At 54.1% G+C, this 15,379-nt stretch carries 10 protein-coding genes and 2 pseudogenes; 9 read left to right on the forward strand and 3 right to left on the reverse strand.

Annotated features, from left to right (window positions below):
- The first annotated feature begins 288 nt into the window (after positions 1-288).
- From C4520_10680 to C4520_10700, 5 genes and pseudogenes are all read left to right on the forward strand, one after another.
- Positions 289-591 carry a hypothetical protein gene (locus C4520_10680; GenBank protein RJP20811.1) on the forward strand — a complete coding sequence of 101 codons (303 nt, stop codon included), beginning with the start codon at positions 289-291 and terminating at the stop codon, positions 589-591.
- Positions 592-805: 214 nt separating this feature from the next.
- Entirely contained in the window at positions 806-1,123 is a 318-nt protein-coding gene (locus C4520_10685) for a hypothetical protein (GenBank protein RJP20812.1), read from the forward strand.
- 201 nt (positions 1,124-1,324) lie between these two features.
- Positions 1,325-1,651 carry a hypothetical protein gene (locus tag C4520_10690; protein ID RJP20813.1) on the forward strand — a complete coding sequence of 109 codons (327 nt, stop codon included), beginning with the start codon at positions 1,325-1,327 and terminating at the stop codon, positions 1,649-1,651.
- Positions 1,652-1,795: 144 nt separating this feature from the next.
- Positions 1,796-2,130 (forward strand): annotated as a pseudogene (locus C4520_10695) (GxxExxY protein).
- Positions 2,131-2,339: 209 nt separating this feature from the next.
- On the forward strand, positions 2,340-6,359 hold the full coding sequence (locus C4520_10700) for a PKD domain-containing protein (protein RJP20814.1): 4,020 nt from the start codon (positions 2,340-2,342) through the stop codon (positions 6,357-6,359).
- A 207-nt stretch (positions 6,360-6,566) separates the two neighbouring features.
- Here the strand turns inward: C4520_10700 and C4520_10705 are convergent, their stop codons facing one another.
- From C4520_10705 to C4520_10715, 3 genes and pseudogenes are all read right to left on the reverse strand, one after another.
- A complete protein-coding gene (locus tag C4520_10705) occupies positions 6,567-7,319 on the reverse strand; it encodes a hypothetical protein (protein ID RJP20815.1) in 753 nt (250 codons plus the stop codon).
- Between the two features lie 32 nt (positions 7,320-7,351).
- Positions 7,352-8,557 (reverse strand): cation:proton antiporter, encoded by a 1,206-nt coding sequence (locus C4520_10710; protein ID RJP20839.1) that lies wholly within the window; start codon positions 8,555-8,557, stop codon positions 7,352-7,354.
- A gap of 546 nt (positions 8,558-9,103) precedes the next feature.
- Positions 9,104-9,988, reverse strand: a pseudogene (locus C4520_10715) (hypothetical protein).
- A gap of 786 nt (positions 9,989-10,774) precedes the next feature.
- On the opposite strand from C4520_10715, the gene C4520_10720 reads away from it, so the two are divergent.
- The 4 genes from C4520_10720 to C4520_10735 all read left to right on the forward strand — a co-directional run bounded on the left by C4520_10720 (position 10,775) and on the right by C4520_10735 (position 15,322).
- A complete protein-coding gene (locus C4520_10720) occupies positions 10,775-11,128 on the forward strand; it encodes a C_GCAxxG_C_C family protein (GenBank protein ID RJP20816.1) in 354 nt (117 codons plus the stop codon).
- A 317-nt stretch (positions 11,129-11,445) separates the two neighbouring features.
- Positions 11,446-12,618 (forward strand): mechanosensitive ion channel family protein, encoded by a 1,173-nt coding sequence (locus tag C4520_10725; protein RJP20817.1) that lies wholly within the window; start codon positions 11,446-11,448, stop codon positions 12,616-12,618.
- A 121-nt stretch (positions 12,619-12,739) separates the two neighbouring features.
- Positions 12,740-13,858, forward strand: coding sequence for a HEAT repeat domain-containing protein (locus C4520_10730; GenBank protein ID RJP20818.1), 1,119 nt, complete (start codon positions 12,740-12,742; stop codon positions 13,856-13,858).
- 210 nt (positions 13,859-14,068) lie between these two features.
- The gene (locus C4520_10735; GenBank protein ID RJP20819.1) at positions 14,069-15,322 is read left to right on the forward strand and encodes a type II/IV secretion system protein; all 1,254 of its coding nucleotides are present in this window, start codon (positions 14,069-14,071) and stop codon (positions 15,320-15,322) included.
- The last annotated feature ends 57 nt before the right edge of the window (positions 15,323-15,379 follow it).

Raw genomic sequence — 15,379 nt, forward strand, 5'->3', positions numbered from 1 at the left:
TCCTCCTCTCTTTGATTTCCCTACAACTACAACCAAAGATTGGAGCACAAAGCTGGCCGCTTTGTCTACTTTTACAGAAATTAGCCTACACTACCCAATCGAAGTCTCTTCGGCTCTGAGGTGTAGACTTGATCCTGCAATTCTTCCTATTATCTGAGGGCAGGGAAAGAGTGGGAGAGGCAACTGGCAGCTCTCAGGCAACGAAGGAAGAGGCTTGTCAAATGCGTGACCACTCTTGCCTCTGTACAGACCCATTCCGGTTAATGCTATAGCAGAAAGGCAAAATCAGTGATAGATCCTGAAAAACTAGTTCCAGGCAAATGTTACTTCCATTTCGCATTTTGTCATCCCAAACTCGACATCCCTAGAATCACGACCCTCATATATGTAGGAAAGAACCTGTTCCCGCAGGAAGCCTCTGAGGATGAATGGTACTTTCAAGATCCTGAGTCCTATCTGGAACATGGCAGTTTCATCAATTTCAAGAAGAAAATAGAACATGAAAGGCTTCTGCTGACGAAAGATTCTTTAGTAGCAATATACGATCTCAAAGGGTTGATTGATCAACTGAAAGAACTCAAAGAATGCTGATCCATGGTATTCGCTTTGCTCTATGTGGTTGACCGCTGAAAAGTTGTGCTTGCTTAATGAAGAGCCAAGTCCTGCTTCTACCTCATCACCGGTAAGAAATCGATGTCCGAACGTTGTTTCACCGAGGCCGGAACATAGGGGAAACATAGAGGCTTTTGATTCCAAGGTGTCGTATGAAATCATGCGCTTGCTATAACAGAGGGAGACAAAATCAGTGATAGTCCCCGAAAAACTCGTTCAAGGCAACTGCTATTTCCTATTATTTTATTATCATCACAAATCTGACATCCCTATGATCAAAACCCTCATATATATCGCCAAGAATATCTATATAAGGGAAGAACCCGCTGAGGATGAATGGTATTTTCAAGACCCTGAATCGTACCTGGAACATGGGAGCTTCTTGCACTTCTCAAAGGAAATAGAGCATGAGAAACTCCTGGTGACGAAAGATTCTTTGGTCCCCCTGTTCGATCTTGCCGGACTTATTGAGAAGCTGAGAGAAATTAAAGAGCGCAATCCGAAATTCTAGAATCTGCAGGAAGTTGGAGGTGGCGATGTACCTCGAGGGAATGCGACTTACATGACGCGAATTGACTTGGGATTAAGAACAACTTTCACGGCCTTACTGGTTTTCTTGTACGTGGTGGCTTGTGGAAAGACAGAATACACTATTCAAGCCATCTCTTTTCCACCTGACAGCCGGCCAGATGAGCCTGGGTGGAAATATACAATGCTTGTGACTGTGGCATCAAATCAAAGCCCAATCACGAAGCAATCAAAAAAGAAGGTGAAAATAGAAGTCTACGACAAGAATGGCACAACTTTCTTAAAAGACGATTCTGTATTCGTCAGCGCTTCAATTGACGCGAATTTCGTTTGGGAAAAATTCGAAGAAATCGAAATAGAGCTCTTTGAGGTGGGGAATAAATTTTCAGAAGACCCTTACAACGCTCATCTGGTGAAACATGGGCCCAACAGTCTGCTGAAGTTAACATACACTTATGATAAAGATGATAAGAAATTCAAAAGGAAACTTAATTCGGAAGCCAATCCCTAACGGACTTTTTAGGCAGGCGAGGCGTCTAGGGAAAATCGCCGTATTGCAAAGTCTTTAAAACCATCCGGCGGAACCGCGAATGAACGCGAATGCAGAGAAGGAATTCTTTTGAAGGAGGAGGTCTACCGGATTGTCGGCGCGGCTATGGAGGTTTCGAATACTCTGGGATGCGGCTTTCTTGAGGCAGTTTATCAGGAAGTATTAGGATAGAGTTTTCTGATGTCGATATTCCTTTTGAAGCGCAAAAGAAGATCGTCATTACGTATAAAAACAGGGTATTAAGCAAAGAGTATATAGCTGATTTCATCTGCTTCCAGCAGATCATTGTTGAAATCAAGGCGATCAAGAAGATAACGGAACTTGAGGAGGCGCAAATAATAAATTATCTTCGAGCCTCCAAACTGCCTGTGGGACTCATTGTCAACTTCGGCGGGACGAAAATGGAATGGAAACGATACGTCAATACCGGTCTTCATTAGCGTGTATTCGCGTTCATTCGCGGTTCACTAATCTTTTATGAAGGAATCATATGGGCATATTTCCTTGCAGTTACCGGCAGAGCGAGTAGAAATGATTAATGTGCACGATGACGCTCTGTCAAGGGAATGATTAGCACTGTCAAATCGTCAGTTACATCGGAAAATCGAGCGAAGGAGAATTCGGTCCGCACAACTGGAGGGGGAAGGCAATGTCGCGAGCATTCAAGATCGGCCGAATGAATTCAGCCGCCGCAATGGTTTTCGCGGCAATTTCCATGGTGATCCTACTGTCACCGGTCGCATCAGCCGAGACGATCAATTACGGCTATGATGATGCGCAGCGGCTTGTCAGCGCCCAGTACGGCGACGGAACGGTGGTTGACTATGTGTACGACAACCTGGGCAACCGCTTGCAGAAAGCCACCACGCTTGCAGGCGCTCCGGCCAATAATCCTCCGAACGTAGCCATCTCCCCCAGTCCTGCAAATGGCGCGACAGGGATATCCACAATTCCCACCTTGAGTTGGACGGGCAGCGGCGATCCCGACACCGGCGACACCGTTTCGTACTCCGTCTATTTCGGTGATACGGCGAATCCGCCCCTCGCAAGCAGCGGCTCGGAGACAAGCTATACGCCAGGGAAACTGAGTTCTCTCGAGACTTACTATTGGCAAGTCGTTTCCAGAGACAGTCATAACGTCGAAGCGGCTGGTCCCGTATGGAGCTTCACCACAAAAGATGACCCGGTCGCCGCCTTTTCATTTTCACCGGTTGCGGGACATTCACCTTTGACGGTGAATTTCATGGATGCCTCAACATCTCAGACCAGCACAATCGTATCGTGGGCCTGGGATTTCGATAACGACGACATCATCGACTCGACGACGCAAAATCCGAGCTATATTTATAGTTCATCCGGCACATACACCGTACGCTTGACAGTGACCGACGCGACGGCCGCCACCGGAACGGAGACAAAAGCCGCCGCCATCAACGTTTATCTTCGAGGGTCCATATCGGGAACGATTACCGACGCCGATACATTGCAGGGGATAGAGAATGCAGTGGTGAGCGCGAGCGGGCCGTCCTATGGAAGCACGCATTCTGACGCATCGGGCGTTTATAGCATCACAGGGCTCAAGCAAGGTGATTATTCTGTAAGAGTTTCGTTGTCGGGATATCTCCGCCACAGCTATCCCGGCGTTGTCCACGTGAATGCGGGGGCCGACACCCCGAACATCGGTATCGCGATCTCATCCGACTCAGATCATGATCTCGTTAGTGACTCCACCGACAACTGCCCTCATATTTATAATCCGATGCAGGAGGACATGGATACAGATGATATCGGCGATTTGTGCGATCCCGATATGGATGGGGACGGAGTGGATAACGACCTGGATAATTGTCCGACAATCAGCAATCCTGGTCAGGCCGATGCGGACGGCGACGGCTACGGAGACGACTGCACTGTTGTCCATTGTGTGAATTCGAGCGCGGAGCTGCAAGGCGCGCTGACGTTAGCGCAGAATAATGGGAGTAACGACGTTATCAAGCTGGAGCAAGGGACGTACTTGATTTCCGGCAATAATGGAGACTACTTCAGATATGCCACAACCGAACCGTGGAGCCTGGTTATACAGGGGGGCTACCTGCCGGGTTGCTCCGCGAGGGAAGTGAATCCCGCCGATACGGTTCTGGAAGGCGGGATAGACCAGCAGGATGCGGGAGCGGGCGTGTTGTTCCTGCGCGACGGGAATACAACCCTTGTTTCAACCCATACCAAAATCGTGGTGGATGGTGTTACTGTCCAGAATGGAATCGCCGGCTACAATGCCGGAATCTATGCCTACACCCAGTATGGAACCCTGTTGTTCACGAACAATATCCTGAAGAACAATACAGGGACTACAGGCGGGGGGCTTTACGCCATTTCCTCATATGGAAAGGTGAAACTTGCAAACAATGTCATTAACGATAACACGGCGTGCCATTATGCCGGCGCATATCTGCAATCGAATGGGTGGATAGACCTGACCAACAACACCATAGTAGGCAACACGGCGACCGGCAACGGCGGCGGAATTTATCTCTATCAGGCCGATGAGGCCGCCACCGCCGAGCTTTACAACAACATCTTCTGGAATAATGCGGCGGGGACGGGTCCGGATATATACATCGACAATTGGCGGGGAGGAGCAGCAATCGCTTATTACAATGATTTTAATCCGACGAATGTGCAAGGAGCTTTTGCATCGCAGGGAGACAATATTAACGCAATCCCGCTGTTCGTGGGGGGCGGTGATTATCATCTCAGTTTCGGGTCGCCCTGTATTGACGCCGGCGATCCCTCGGCGCCTTCGCTGCCGCTCACAGACTTCGAGGGCGAGGGCCGCGCGCTCGGGATAGCTCCCGACATCGGCGCCGACGAGTACTACGTGGAAGGTCCGACATTCTCCGTGAGCGGCCGAATACTCCTCGATGGAGTGGGCCTCGGCGGGATAACCGTCTCTTTATCCGGAGCGCAAGCGGCTACCGACATTACGAACGCAAATGGCGAATACTTATTCACATGGGTTCCCGAGGGCGGTTACACGATCACTCCTTCAGGCCCATATCAGTTCACTCCTCCAGAAAGAGTGGTAACCGTAAGCGGATCGGACCTGACCGGCCAGGACTTCGCGGCCGCGCTCGTGGACTCTGACGGTGACGGCATTTATGATATCAATGACAATTGTCCGCTGGCGGTGAATCCCGACCAACTGGATTACGATGGAGACGGCGTGGGTGATGCCTGTGATAATTGCCTGACAAAGCAGAATCCGGATCAGGCGGACACGGACGGAGACGGCTACGGAGACGCGTGCACCGATGTGTATTGCGTGTGCACGAGCTTAGAGCTGCAAGATGCGTTATCGGAGGCCCAAGGCAACGGAAAGAACGATGTGATCAAACTGGTGCAGGGGACGTACCTTGTTTCTTTGAACAGTAACCAGCACTTCAGTTATGCCGCTACTGAGCCGTGGGGACTCATTATCGAAGGCGGCTACTTGCCTGATTGCTCAGCAAGAGAAGTAGACCCAACCACTACGATTCTGGATGGCGAAGGCATCCATCAGAGCGATATCGGAGGCGTGCTGCGTATTCGCGATGGTAATACCGCCCCCATCTCGGTTCATACGGAAATCACGGTTGACGGTATAACCGTGCAAAATGGAGAGGCCGACTATTATGGAGGCGTCGACATCTATACGGAATATGGAACCATAAACTTCATCAATAACATTGTGAAGAGCAACCATGGGACGACGTGCGGTGGAATTCACGCCAATTCATATGCGGGTACCATAACACTGTCAAATAACATCATCAGCGATAATACAGAGTATTATTATGGCGCGGTGTACGCGCAGTCCAATGGAACAATAAATTTCCTCCACAACACTGTCACGGGTAATACTGCTGACACGAATTGTGCCGGGCTGTATCTCTACCAGGCTAATTATGCCGCCTCGGCAGAACTCTACAACAATATTTTTTGGAATAACGCCGCTGGGACGGGCGCGGATATCTTCCTCGACAACTGGCGGGGAGGAACGGCAGTCGCTTATTTCAATGATTTTGATCCCGCCAAGGTTTTTGGCGCCTTTGCATCAAGCGGAAACAACATCAATGGGAATCCCATATTTGTTCAGCCTGCTTATTGGGTTGCGTCTGAATCGGTCAGTGGCGACTATCATTTATCATGCAATTCGCCATGTATAGACGCTGGAACAGATGCGGGAATCCCCAGCGACCTGGAGGATGATGCGCGGCCATTCGATGTACCATTGATCGACCACAACGGTCCAGAGCCCGAGTTCGATATGGGCGCCGATGAATGCGTCGGATTTTCGAACTTGTGTCTCACCCTCCTTCCGGATTCAACCTCCATTCAGCGAGGTGGAACTCTCGGGTATACAGTCACCGTCGTGAATCCGACGGCATATCCTGTCTCGTTTGATTACTGGACGAATGCGACTCGACCGGACGGACTGATGTATCCTCCGTCAGGACTTCTTCTCGGGCCGTATCCCGTGAACCTAAATGGGTTGAGTATTCACACGCAGCATGTGAATCATACCATCCCGACTGAGGCGCCTCTTGGAAGATATACCTACAACGCCTTCGTTGGCGCCTATCCCTCATCCACAAATGAATACCATTTCAACTTTGAGGTGACACCATAAGCGCGAGTATTGACTCACTTCCTTAAGGTTGGTTAAATTACCGGAACCTATTATCAGATTGGCTGTTCGATGTGGCGCTCTTGATGATGTTGGGGATATGTTCTGCGCTCTTCGCGTCTCCGCGGTGACAAAAGGCTTTCACAGTGAAATTACCTTGGACAGCAGTGATAAAAACTCTTCTTGGTCCTTACCTTTGATTTGCGCCCTCTATTGACATACCTCCTCGAAAACAGCTTCCAACTCCATGAAATCGACTTGCATCTCTTTTTCCAGATCGGCTTCCTCCGCTTCAGGGTATGACAGTCCGAAATGAAGACGTATCGTGATGCCTCTGTCGGCGCAGTAGTTCCTCAGGGATTCCTTGGTCATGCTCGCGATCAGAAACGCGCCGACCCTGTTACCCCATTCAAAGTGAGGGCCGTCTCCGCCGCTGTCTCCGATGAGAATGACCTTCCTGGCGGAAATGTCGTGGGCGTGCATGGCTTTCGCGGTGTTCTTCGGCTTGTCCGATGTATCGAAAAGATCGTACACAAGCGCCGGATCGCTCTTCCGCCGGGGATACCGGATGAAGGGGCTGGCGGAGAACGCCGGTATCTGAGGAAGAAGTCCCTTTGAAAAGAGGCGCTGAAAATAGCCCTGCGGGCCGGTCGTGTTGATCATGAAAAGGATATCCTTGCTGAGGAGCCGTTCGATCAGTTCCGGCACGCCGGCATAGGTCTTGAAGCCCGAATCGATGTAGGCGTCCATCTGGCCCTCATCGATGGGGGAAGGCATCAGCTCCTGCAGCCTTTCGAGCGCGTCCTGAAACGTGATGCGATTGCTCGTGTACTCTTTGAAGATGCCTGTCAGCGCAGGCGTCAGGCTCGGGTAATGGAACGAGATGCAGTCGAACGGGCCGCCGGGCGCCAGGCATCCATTCCAGTCCGACGAGACAATAGCCTTATATTTCCTTGTCCGCATTTTCCTCCCGATACAGGGGTTGCCGCGCTGTGTCAGCCTTCGTCGCTCAAACCGGTTTCCTGCGGCGCCGGTTCCGCCTGCCTGACCGGCTCGGGCAGCAGATGGCGGGGCAGAAAGGCCAGTCCCGCAATGAGCGTAGGGACGACCGCGCTCGCGATGACGACGGCGACCAGAAACGAGTACTGTTCCTGCGTGACTATATTATGGGAAAACCCGTACAAAGCGGATATCGTTCCGAAAGTCAGGCCGGTGGACATCAGCAGGGTGTAATACCACTGCTCCTCGCGCTGGCGGCGGAACATTCCGATAACCGGATAGAGCCCGAAGATCTTTGACAGCACCTTTCCCGCCAACAGGAGCAGGAACACGAACGGGGCCGAAATGAGGGCCGGCATCGACACAAACGTGCCCGCGCGCAGGAAATAGAAAGGCGTGAGAAATCCGATTGTCAGCGTGCGAAGTCGTCGAATCCAGAGGGCGTCTCCATTCGAGAACTCGGCGAGAACCATGCCCACGATATAGGCGGGAAGCACCGCCTCGCTGCCGGACCATATGGCCAGCGCGCCCAGACCGAAGAGCACCAGCATCACCCATTTCGTCCTGATCGCGGCCGTGCGGTGCGCGTACGTGCGCGTCAGCCAGCGGCTGGTGAACGGCAGGACGGCCAGTACAAAAGCGGTCACGCCGACGAAAATGACCGTCTTGTACGTGAACGGAGCGAACAGCAACCCGAGCGCGATGACGGTCCCAAGATCATTGATAAAGCACGCCCCAAGTATTCCCTTGCCGAATTCGGTCCGATTGAAGCCGGTATCCAGCATCACCGCGTAGACGACCGCCATCGAGGTGGTCGACAGCGCCACGCCGCACAGCAAGCTCGCCTGCGGATTCCATCCCAGCAGGAAGCGCGCCACCGCCGCGCAGCCGAGAAACGGCGCAAAGAAACCCACCAGCCCGACAACCGTCACCTCCTTCAGCTTCGTCCGCATCACGTCCGGCTCGAGCTCGGCGCCCGCCAGAAACGTGAGGAGGATTGCGCCCGTTGCGGCCAGAAAACGAAGCCATTCCAGATTCGAACCCAAAGCGTCGGTCTTCCCGAAATAACCTGCCGCGGCGGCCGCAAGCACGCCCACGCAGATTTCGACCAGGGCGATGGATACGCGAAGATGATAAGCGATAACAGCGGACACTATGGCCAGCGCGAGCCAGAGCGCGGCAATGGTAAAGATATGTTCCACGATGAAGTCCTCCTTCAAGACGCATCTCTGGGCCGAAAGGGGGTGAGAAGAACGCGCCGCCAGACGATGCGCCTCGACAACGTTCTTCAGGCTCAGAGCCTGTCCGGTAGGAGTCATCAGCCGGCCCGGGGCGGTTACCAAAGGGGGACTCCATCCCCGAAAAATACAGCACCTATTTTACTAGCGCCCACCCCCAAAATCAAACGGAATGTCCGGCGCGCTTTGTGAGCACGCCGATTTTCGGTGGTCGCTGAAAAAAAGGAACAGTGGTAGCCACCGGGTCGCCCCTACGGTGAGCAAATTATCATGCGGGCGTGACTTCCGACGCGAGTGGTCAGTTTAGGCGCTTCGCTCAATAGAGAAAAAGTCTTGCTTCTTATCGAGTAGACACTTCGAATGTTTCCTTTAGGTCTGGTTTGTATTCCCCGTTGCTCCCCTCTTTCGATATGAGGAGTGTCACAAGATTCGACCATGGGACTTATTCTTATGCCCCTCACAGAACCATGCGTGAGGTTTTCCCTCACACGGCTCTTCAGTAGCGCATCCTCAAGTCGAGGACGGATGATACGACCAGTGATATATCTTGGACTGCGGCAGCGGATTCCACGCGAGAACCCTGCGGAATTTCTGCCAGGTATAGCTCTTCTTCTGGCTCCGCCGATTCGCCCACTTGAAGGCGAGTCTCAACGTTGTCCAGTAATATTGCTTCAGCGCCCTTCCCGGTTCCCGCTCACTCCATAATAGCGGTAATGTCCTGTGAGTTTCTGACACAGTGTCTTCCACCATGCCTTCATCTCCACGGCGTTTCGGATGAGCTTCAGCCACGCGCGGCGCGTGGTTCATCGCCCTGACGACGCCACAGGCGTGGCTGAGCTTCTTCTTGCTGGTCTTCTTCGCCACCTTGAACTTCCCGTTCCTCGTTTTCCCGCAGTAGTGCGTGAACCCAAGAAAGTCGAAGGTTCCCGCTTTCTTTCTTTCCGCCCCTGCCTTCCGGCCAAATTCGATCGTCCTGCTCTTTGTCTCGGATATCTTCGGCCCGAATCTCGCAAACCGCTCGCGCAGTTCTCCCTCAAACGCTTTCGCTTCGTCCTCGCGCTGAAAGCACACGATGAAGTCATCCGCGTAGCGGGTCAGGTGGGCAAACCCCAGCGGCCTCAAACTCTTCTCGTCTTTGGGTATGTACACCCGCTTGACAGGCTGCGGCACATACTGCTTGCCCTTCAGCCTTCCCACCAAATCCTTGATATTCTCCGCAAGGCGCTCCTCGTACTGCTTCACCGTCACTCCATCAATGCCGGGAGCCTCGTTCCTCTTCAGCTCCCTGAAGCACTCCACAAGAAAACCCTCACTCAGCAGGTGCGCCAATGACGTGATCCTGCACTTCAGGTCTCTTCTGGCCCGCTCGGTTACGGGTTCCAGTTGCGTTTTCACCCATTCCCCGTCTCTGCGTACGGCAGGTGCTTCCTCTAAAGCCATCGCGCTACCGCCACCCCCTTCCCTCCGCGGACATTGCCCCGCCTCAGCGGTACTATGAAGTGGTCCGACTGCCGAGATGCCATTTGCGATTCCTTGCCTTTCACCGCTTGTCCTCGGATACTCCCCTTCCTAGCGGAGAATATCCCGGCCCCTCCCAAGTTCATACAAGCTCCTTGTGGTATCATGCATCCGGCCTCTGACCCCGTCGGGCTGCCGAGTCCTTGCCCTTGCGGACCCGCACAGTGCTGCCTTCCAGCACGAATACACTGTCGGCCTCCGACACGTAATAAGTTTCGGGGCTTAATACCTTCACTTTCGTTGGAGCCTGATACCTCCCCCTTCCAGCTTCATGCGGTTTGTTGCCTCCCCGCACGGGGGATTAGGTGCTGGACTGGCGGCTACCCTTTGTCCAGACCAGGCTTTCACTGGTCAGAACTTGTACGCTTCTTGGCACACATTCGTAATTCGTGGTCCTAGCATTTTGGCTGCCGATGAAGATTTGGGCGCGCGAATGCCGGCCCGTAGGTTGACGTGTCTGCGGAAAACATGGTAGCCTAACTTCATGATTTTTCGATGGCAGACGGGCAGGAATAAGGTCTGATTACGGCGGAATCCGCATCCTGAAAGGAAAAAGAAACTATGGAAAAGCAGGCACTCGAACAGCGCGTGCGCGAGTCGGTCGCTTCGCTCATGAAGCAGGGCTTCAACTGAGCGCAGTCTGTTGTCGGCTCCTGGCAGGAGCTGCTCGGAGTGAAGGATGATTTGATATTAAAGTGCGCGACCGGTTTCGGCGGAGGAGTGGGCGCGCGCGGCTCTCTGTGCGGCGTTATCTCCGGAAGCGTGATGGTCATCGGAATGCAAAAGGGGCGGGGACGCGAGGACGACATGAGCGTCGCGCTCGAGACCTATCTTCGCTGCAGCCGCCTGATGACCTGGTTCAACGACGAATTCGGGTCCGAGCGGTGCTCGGATTTGACCGGCGGCGTCGACTTTCGGGATCCCGAACAACTTGCAAAGTATTACGAGTCGGGCCATCAGAAGTGCGTCGAGATGGCCGGCAAAACCGCGGCCAAACTCGCGGAGCTTCTGGAATAAATGTTTACTCCGACTGGGTGAGGATGAATTGACGGGGCCCTTCCGGTGAGACGCGTGGACTAAGAGGGAAATCCCCCTTAGTCCCCCTTTCGTAAAGGGGGAATCATACTCTGACTGGGTCAGGATGAATCAAAAGGCACGGTCCCGCGAGGCGCGGGATGCCCCTACATCGGCGGTTATCGGCGGTTCCAAAAGAGAGATTCTTCACTGCCCTTCTGTTTGAAACGTTTCTTCTTCACATCTGCAGATTGAAGATTTCTCTTGTATTGGACGGCAATGAGTAAACAACAACGACAAGACTCAACGGAGAACTATTTATGATTCCGGATATTCTGCGAATCGAGATCGCCGGAAATGAGCTGTGGCGTATCACCGTGGTTTTCTGTATTCTGCTCGTGTCGTTCGTCGCGGGCAGAATCATCGCATACGCGATGGCGCGCGCCGCAAAGCAGAAAGAGAAGGCGGGCGAGGAAATCTCGCTCGGGCGACTGATCCTGCGATCGGCATCCGGCCCGACAGTCTTTCTCATTTTCGCGGGCGCACTTGATATCGCTTTCCTCTTTCTGAAAATGTCGGGGCCGGTAAGGGGCACAGCCGATACGCTCGTTGAACTGTTCGTCTCGATCGGCATCGCCTATTTCCTGTACCGGCTCGTCGACGTCGCTGAGTACTACCTCAACCGCTACACCCGGCGCACCGACAGCAATCTCGACAACATGCTCGTGCCGCTCATTCGGAAGACGTTCCGCATCGTCATCATTATCCTGGCCGGGCTCTATATCGCCGAGAGCGTTTCGGGGAAGCCGATGAGCACCATTATCGCCGGCCTCGGACTCGGCGGGTTGGCGTTTGCGCTGGCCGCACAGGACACGATCAAGAACTTCTTCGGCTCGATCATGATTCTGCTGGATAAACCATTTGTGGTCGGCGACCGTGTCGTCGTCGACGGCTTCGACGGACCCGTCGAGGAGGTCGGATTCCGCTCGACCAAGATTCGGACATTGTCGGGGCACCTGGTGACCGTCCCGAACGAGAAGGTGGTTTCGAGCAACATCGAGAACGTTGGCCGCCGCCCCTACATCCGGCGCGTTTTCAACGTCACTATCACATACGATACCCCGCCCGACAAGGTCGAGCGCGCCGTCGAGATCATCAAGAAGATCCTCGACAACCACGAGGGCATGCTCCCCGATTTCCCGCCCCGCGTTTTCTTCAACGAATTCAATGACGCCTCTCTGAACATCCTCGTTATTTACTGGTACCACCCGCCGGATTACTGGAAGTACCTCGAGTTCTGCCAAACCGTCAACATGCGGATTTTCCGGGCGTTCGAGGAAGAGGGAATCGAGTTCGCGTTCCCGACGCAGACGCTTTACCTGGCCAACGACGACCGGCGCCAGCTTTCGTTTCGATTCCTCGAAGGAAACGCGGAAGCGTCAGACCCGACCGCGAGCAGCGAAACCGGACAGCGCATCTTGCGGAAGAATTAGGACCTCTTCTATTTGGACGGGCGGGTTAGAAACCCGCCCCTAGCCTCGTGCCACTACCTGGATTTCCAGTCCTCATTCCGGCCGGACAACTTGAAATTCCGATTCCGACTGTGATACGGTAATGCCAAAGGCGGAGATCATTCGCATGAAGCCCGATCGGGGAAAGCGGCAGGACGTCCAGGTTCCTGATAAGAAGACCATGTCCGTCGACGTCGAGGACAGGAAGCAGCTTGGACGGTTCTGCTGGTTTTTTTTACGGAACGTCCTCAAGGATGAAGAGTGGCGCACGCGCGCGTGCGCGGCCTGGGGGATTGGTCTGGCCGCCGATCGCCTGCCGCCGGAATGGGCGCAGCCGGCGCTTTCGGCGCTGACTGAAGCGGCCGCCGACAAGGATGGTTTTGTACGGTTCTGGGTGATCGACGCCATCGGCAAACTGGGCGACGAGTCGCACATCGCCCTCATGCGCTCGGCATTGAACGACAAGGACGATTATGTCCGGGTGAATGCCGCAAAAGCGCTCGCGCAGCTCGGGCGCCCGGAAGGTTCTCAGCTCCTCATCCACATGCTTTCGCAGACGCCGAGCATGATCTCCTCGAAGGAACAGGATTCGCGCGGCAGCCGGCGCGTGTGGAAACTGAAGGTCTTCGCGATTGAATGCCTCGGCGAGCTTGGCTCGCTCGCAGCCATCCCGCAGATCAACCTCATGCTCAGGGAGCCGCAGTGGCCGATCCGCGCCAGCAGCGCGTGGGCCCTGGGTGTCATCGGCGACAAGAAGGCCGTCCCGAATCTTCGCGGGCTGCTGCACGACCGCGAGAAGCTGGTTCGCGTCAGTGCGGCCGAGGCGCTGGCCAGACTCGGCGAAGAAAGCGGAATGGTGCTGCTGAAGTCTCTGCTGATTGACGAGAAGAAGATGTTCAAGTACAAGGCGGCCGAATCGCTCGCGAAAGTCGGCTATAAGACCGGGGTGGTGCTTCTTTCGGAAGCCTTGAAAGATTCCGACACCGCAATTCAAAGCCTGGCGATCTCCGCCCTCGGCAAGCTCGGCGACGTATCCATCATCGATCCCCTGAGCGAGAAACTCGATTCCGACAATTGGCAGGTGCGGTCGGATGCCGCCATCGCACTCGGCCGAATCGGCGTAGATCACCCGCTTCCGCTTCTCAAGAAAAAGCTGGAAGACCCGATGAAAAACGTGCGGGTCTGTTCAGCCGCTGCAATCTTGATGATCCTCGGCAAATGATCTTCGGAAGCCTCTCGATAACAAGAATCATTACCCCCCCGATCGCTCAAAGAGATCTCTCTCCGAGGCGCAAGAACTCCAAAAACCGCCGGTTGATGCGATGAAACGTACTGCGGCCCAAACAATTGTCGTCTTTGACAGCCCATGTGCTTTATGCTAAAATAAATCGAATTTGATCGCCGAAAAACCACATAACGCAAAGGATTGCCGATGATCCCTCTCGAAAAGAAACTGGAACTCCCCGACATTCAGCGAGTGCTCATCCACCGGCTGGTGAATGAGAATGCGGAAATCAGTGAAGTGGTGGACACCGTTATCGAGCAGGGGACTCGTCACAAAGCCAGTGATATCCATTTCGAGGCCTATCGCGATATCCTGCGAATCCGGTACCGAATCGACGGCTTCTTTCGCGACGTGCTCACACTTCCCGCCGAACATCACGACCGCCTGATCGCGCGGCTGAAGGTGATGGCAAACCTGAATGCGCATGAGAAAACAAAGCCGCAGGACGGGCGCATCTCGATGCCGGTCGGAAATAAACGGATCGATTTCCGCATCAGCATCGTGCCCACGGTGACCGGCGAAAAGGCGGTTGTCAGGGTGTTCGATTCCACCCGCTTCGTCTTCGATCTCGACAAGATCGGTTTCTATCCGGAAATCCAGAAACGGTTCGAGGAAGTGCTGCTCGGACTGCAGGGCTCCATTATTGTCGCCGGCCCGACGGGCAGCGGGAAAACCACGACCCTCTACGCGGCCCTGCAGAAACTGGCCAAAGTGAAGAACGACTGCGCCAGCATCATCACGATCGAGGATCCGGTCGAAGTCAATTTCGGATTGTTTCCGCAGATGGAAGTCAAGCGTAAGTTCGGGTTGACTTTTTCGGAATGCTTGCGCGCGGTTCTCCGGCAGGACCCGGAGGCAATCATGGTTGGCGAGATTCGCGACCCGGAAACCTGCGAGATCGCGATGCGCGCCGGCCTGACCGGCCACCTCGTGCTGACCACCGTCCACAGCGGGACTGCCGCCGAAGTGATCACCAGAATTCTCGACATGGGGATAGAGCCGTTCATCGTCGCCTCGTCCATAACCGCTGTCCTTGCCCAGCGCCTCGTCCGCCTGATCTGTCCGAAATGCAAGATGGTCTATGATCCGCCGGAATACATGGTGGACGCGCTGACGAAATGGTTCGGCTCGGGTGGAGTCCGCCTGCTCAAGGGAGCCGGATGCGCCAAATGCAATCATACCGGCTATTACGGCCGGACCCTGATCGCGGAATTGTTGGTGATGGGAGACGGGCTGAGGAGCAGGATCATCACGAAAGCCAGCACCAACGAACTCTATAAAGTCGCCCGCTCCGATGGAATGGTTTCCCTTTTTGAAGACGGCCTCAGAAAAGTGAAAGACGGCCGAACAGCCGTTGACGAAGTGGTCCGTTCGCTTGGGACCGATGTCTACATGAAATAAGTGGACGCACACCCCGAAATTGGCGAAGGGAAGAGGAATTTCCCCGTTCCCGGACAT

It is taken from the genome of Candidatus Abyssobacteria bacterium SURF_5, from assembly GCA_003598085.1.
Taxonomy (GTDB): domain Bacteria; phylum Abyssobacteria; class SURF-5; order SURF-5; family SURF-5; genus SURF-5.

Excerpts from the sequence above, each read along its gene's own strand:
- C4520_10730 (RJP20818.1), top strand. The coding sequence starts at position 12,740 with ATGCCAAAGGCGGAGATCATTCGCATGAAGCCCGATCGGGGAAAGCGG.
- C4520_10735 (RJP20819.1), top strand. The coding sequence starts at position 14,069 with ATGATCCCTCTCGAAAAGAAACTGGAACTCCCCGACATTCAGCGAGTG.
- C4520_10705 (RJP20815.1), bottom strand. The coding sequence starts at position 7,319 with ATGCGGACAAGGAAATATAAGGCTATTGTCTCGTCGGACTGGAATGGA.
- C4520_10700 (RJP20814.1), top strand. The coding sequence starts at position 2,340 with ATGTCGCGAGCATTCAAGATCGGCCGAATGAATTCAGCCGCCGCAATG.
- C4520_10725 (RJP20817.1), top strand. The coding sequence starts at position 11,446 with ATGATTCCGGATATTCTGCGAATCGAGATCGCCGGAAATGAGCTGTGG.
- C4520_10690 (RJP20813.1), top strand. The coding sequence starts at position 1,325 with ATGCTTGTGACTGTGGCATCAAATCAAAGCCCAATCACGAAGCAATCA.